The organism is Arthrobacter sp. JCM 19049 (assembly GCF_001310435.1).
Genome location: NZ_BAXF01000654.1, coordinates 1 through 1,008, shown reverse-complemented (window position 1 = coordinate 1,008; position 1,008 = coordinate 1). Strand labels below are relative to the sequence as shown.

The 1,008-nt window shown below is 68.9% G+C and carries 2 protein-coding genes; one reads left to right on the top strand and one right to left on the bottom strand.

Features of this window, described 5'->3' with window-relative positions; translation table 11 throughout:
- Positions 1–107: 107 nt before the first annotated feature.
- Positions 108–803, bottom strand: coding sequence for a hypothetical protein (locus JCM19049_RS15280; RefSeq protein WP_279403355.1), 696 nt, complete (start codon positions 801–803; stop codon positions 108–110).
- Between JCM19049_RS15280 and JCM19049_RS21325 the strand changes: the two genes are divergently transcribed.
- Positions 796–1,008, top strand: a 213-nt coding sequence (locus tag JCM19049_RS21325; protein WP_279403354.1) for a hypothetical protein, incomplete at its 3' end; no start/stop codon positions are given. The genes JCM19049_RS15280 and JCM19049_RS21325 overlap by 8 nt on opposite strands.

Sequence of the window (1,008 nt, the reverse complement as noted above, 5' to 3'; positions counted from 1 at the left end):
CACGGGGCGACCGGCGCCGCAGCCGGAGGAGCGGGCCAGGCAACCAGCTGGGACGCCACCGCCAACAGTTCCCGGCTCAGCAGCTCGGGCGTGGACCCGTTCGGCGTTCAACCGCTCCAGCAGGCTTGCTGCGCCCCAGTTTGCTGGGTGAACACCAGGTGGAAACTTAGCAAGAGCGCGTGCACCGCCCAAAACTCGTCGCTGTCCGGCTCATCGGGCAGCTGGCGCAACTGGGACCGAAGCTCCGGAAGATCCACTTCCAGCATGGCCTGCCAGGCCCGAGCCAGGATGACACCGCGGGCCACCATCGGTTTGCCCCAACCCACCTGCTGCAGCTGTTCCGCGTGCAAGGACGCCCAGTGCCCGGCGGCCGCGAAATCGCCCTGCATCGCACACAGCAGGGCCAGCCGTCCGCTGGCGTCACAGATGTGGAAGGCCTTGCCGGATTCCAGGCCGGCGTCCAACGCGGCCTGGTAGGCCCACTTGGCCTCCACGTCCAGGCCTTGGAGCTGCAGGGAAATGCCGGCATGCAGTTCGCTGATGGAAATGAGTTTGCGGCTGGTGCGCCGGGCGTTGAAGGCGGCCCGGATCGCGCTGCGCAGCCGCAGTGCCGCCTCGGCCGAATGCTGGTACATGCCGGCCAGACGCAGGTAGGTGATCTGCAGGGTGCCAACGGACAACGCCCTGGCGGTGGGCCGCTGGTAGAGTCGGGCGGTTTGCATCTGCAGGCGCTGGGCGCTCTGGTCGCGTTCGGGGTCCGGAGCCACGGTGGGGAAGGGCAGCACCATCCGATCGGTGCCCACCGCCGCCACGATCCCGCCCCCACCCACAGGTAGTGGCCTGGTCGGTGAGCACCCCGGGCATCTTGGACCGCATGGAGCGCAGCGCTGCGGGGTTGCTGACGAACAAATCCACCCAGCGGTCCATCAACAGGGCGGACAGGCGCCCCAGCGCCGGTTGCGCAGGGCGGTTTCGGCGGCCTTCTGCACGAACTGGGCCACCGCCACC